Raw genomic sequence first — 3,349 nt, 5'->3', positions numbered from 1 at the left:
CTCCTTGCACCGTGACAGCTTACTGGCTAAAGTACCTGGACCCTGCCCGGATGCTGCGTCGGGTAACACAACCTCCCTTTATTGCCGGGCCGTTGTATGCAAGCGGTCACCGGCCTGACAAGGGAAGAATTACAATGACAGTCTCCAATTAATCGACTAATAACCAGACGACTTCGATCCAAATAAATAAATAATGTCATTATCTTGAAAAAAACTAATATATTTCAGAACTTTATATGACTTTTGAAGTTGTAGAAAAGGGAGACTAGCATCATAACATGGCAGACAAAGCCTACATAACACCAAATGTGCTCAGATGGGCAAGAGAATCCGCAAGGATGTCAGAAGAAATTGCTGCGTCTAAGGTTTCTGTATCTCCTGAAAAACTAATCGAATGGGAAAACGGGATTAGTCAACCAACAATTCGTCAGGCAGAAACATTGGCGAAAGCTTATAGAAGACCGTTCGCTCTATTCTTCTTACCTGAAATTCCCAGAGACTTTCAACCACTTCAAGACTACAGAAGAAAAACAGCAAAACCTCTTGGTACAGCATCGATTTTTATTATTAGAGAAATTCAACAAAAGCAATCATGGATAAGGGATGTTTATGAAGAAAACCATGACAAGCAACTTGCTTTTGTAGGAAAATATTCCATAAACGATAATCCAATTGATGTTGCTAATGATATTCTAAGTACACTCGATATAAATCCATTAAAATATACTTTTGAAAAACCTATTAGGGAATGGATTGAAAAGGCAGAATCAAAAGGAATATTTATCTCCAGAACAAGTTTCATACACTCCAGACTTAAACTTGACAGTGAAGAAATTCAGGGATTTACGATTGCTGATTCATATGCCCCATTCTTATTTGTTAACTCAGAAGACTGGGATGCTCCTCAACTTTTTACTCTTGTTCATGAGTTAGCCCATATATGGATTGCTGAATCAGGAATCTCAAATGAAATTGAGCCAGAGATTAGATTTAAGGAAAGTTTACACCCGGTTGAACTTTTCTGCAATTCAGTTGCTGCAAATGCTTTAATGCCGATGTATATTATGACAGGTATTAATCCTAGCGTTTTCAGGTCAATTAGAGAGGTATTTAAAACATCTAAATTAATTGGAGTAAGTTCATTTGCATTTATTTTTCGAGCATATCAACTTGATCTTATATCACTTGATAAATATCGAGCTTTAAAAAGGGAAGCAGATATAGAATTTGAAGAGTTTCTAATTCGTGAAGAAAAAAAAAAGGCAAGGCAGAAAGATCAAAAAGGAGGGCCTAGTCCTTACCTATTAAGACTAAATAAGAACAGCCGACTTTTTACTCAAATTGTCTTAGATGCGTTTCGAGGAGGATTCATTGAACCTACACAAGCAAGTAGCCTATTGAATACTCAAGTAAATAATTTTCCAAAACTTGAAGCGCAACTTTATCGATGACAATTCCCATTCAAAGATACTGCTTAGATGCCAATGTCTTAATTCAAGCCTGGCAAAAGTATTATTCTCCTAAATTCTGTCCAGATTATTGGATTCTCCTAGATGAACTTGGAACTCAGGGTGTTATTTTCATCCCAAAGATGGTTTATAATGAAATCACCCAGACTGATGATGATTTATCACAGTGGCTTAAAAAAAGTAATATTCCGGTGATAGACATAGACGAAAATGTTACCAAGATCTTAAAGCACATTTTTGAATCGAATCCAACTCATAAGAATCTTGTAGATAATACTAAACAGAGATCTTTGGCTGACCCATGGATCATTGCACATGCAATTAATGAGCATGCAATAATCGTGACAAAAGAAGAAAAAGTTTTGGCTGCTAATTCATCTAAAATAAAGATCCCAAATGTTTGTGATAATCTGGGTGTTCCTTGGATTAATGACTTTGAATTTGTTGACAAACTAGACATACAGTTTTCCTGTAAAATAGGGAAATCCTGACCGCGCGACAGTTTTAAAAATGCCTGCATACAACACGGACAATAAAGGTAAGTTGTTTCCCGCTGCCGCGGGACAAGTTGTCACGGTTTTTGCTTTTGCTCCTGCTCCCAAGACAAATCCATAAGGCCGTTGCACCCGGACACGCGCATCTTCACACAATTAAGTTCCAGCAGCATGACAAATTTCTTGCTTCGAGACAACTTCTACAGCGACACTGCACCACTGCCCATTTATCAAATTTCTGCACCGGGAGTAATTACCGGCCACTTAGCAACTTTGTACCGCGATCGCGCCTTAACGCAATAAAACTTGTACCATGATTGCAAAAATACGTGCCATACCCTCCTTGCACCGTGACAATTTTCCGGCTAAAGTACCAGGACGCTGCCCGGTTGCTGCGTCGGGTAACAGGCCAACCCCGCAAGCAGGCTCTTCGCTAAAATTGCCTGCCAGGCAATTTCTTAACGCTCGGCCCTCTTTATTGCCGGGCCGTCAGACTGTCTAAAAACCTCTCCCTTTTGTTCATAACTATGAGGCTGGGGATTCTTCAAAAAGCTGTGGGTTTTGTAACTTAACTATATGAAATTCATACAAGGACATAACAGAAATCAGATTAATTTTTTCCCTGTTTCTCTGGACCAATCCATTGACCCTGATAATGAAGTGAGGATAATAGACCTTTTTGTCGATAGCCTTTCTATTAAAGATTATGGATTTAGAATGGACTTTATCGAAAACGGTCGTCCGGCATATCATCCTACTGATTTGCTTAAGCTATTCATTTACGGGTATATGAATAAGGTACGGTCGACCAGGGATTTGGAAAAGGAGTGCAAAAGAAACATTGAAGTAATGTGGCTTTTGAAGTGCCTAAGACCTGATCATAACACGATAGCCAATTTCCGCAGAGACAATCCCAAAGCCATAAAAAAGGTCTTCAGGGTAACAGTTCAGATTGCCAGGCATTTTGACCTGATAGGCGGAAAGCTTATTGCAGGAGACAGTACCAAACTGCGGGCTCAAAACAGCAAAAAGAATAACTATAACCAGGCTAAAATAGACCGGCATATAGCATATATTGATAACAAGCTTGAAGAGTATACCAGGGCACTGGCTGAAAACGACGGAGATAATCAGCAGATAATACAAGATGAGATTAAAAAGCAACAGGAGAGAAAAGACAATTACAGGAATATTGAAAAGCAACTGAAAGAATCAGGGGAAACCCAGATCTCAATCTCTGATCCTGAGAGCCGGCAGATAATGGTCCGAAACAACATCACTGAAGTAGCTTATAATGTACAAGACACCGTTGACTCAAAGAACAACATTCCCATCGACTACAAGGTAACAAACCTGAATGACAGCAAAGCAATGGGAAATATGGTT

General features: G+C 39.1%; 3 protein-coding genes. All 3 read left to right on the top strand.

Going from position 1 to position 3,349, the window contains the following annotated elements; translation table 11 throughout:
* Nucleotides 1-278: 278 nt before the first annotated feature.
* Complete coding sequence (locus Q7J67_08165; protein MDO9465254.1) at nucleotides 279-1,451, top strand: XRE family transcriptional regulator; 1,173 nt, start codon at nucleotides 279-281, stop codon at nucleotides 1,449-1,451.
* Nucleotides 1,448-1,960, top strand: a complete 513-nt coding sequence (locus tag Q7J67_08160) for a DUF4411 family protein (protein MDO9465253.1) — start codon at nucleotides 1,448-1,450, stop codon at nucleotides 1,958-1,960. The genes Q7J67_08165 and Q7J67_08160 overlap by 4 nt, the downstream gene beginning before the upstream one ends.
* A gap of 579 nt (nucleotides 1,961-2,539) precedes the next feature.
* The coding region (locus tag Q7J67_08155) for a transposase (GenBank protein ID MDO9465252.1) at nucleotides 2,540-3,349 on the top strand (810 nt) is incomplete at its 3' end.

This window comes from bacterium (assembly GCA_030652805.1).
In the GTDB taxonomy this organism is placed as follows: domain Bacteria; phylum JAHJDO01; class JAHJDO01; order JAHJDO01; family JAHJDO01; genus JAHJDO01.
Note: the sequence above shows the minus strand (reverse complement) of the source record. Positions and strands in the feature narration are given on the sequence as shown.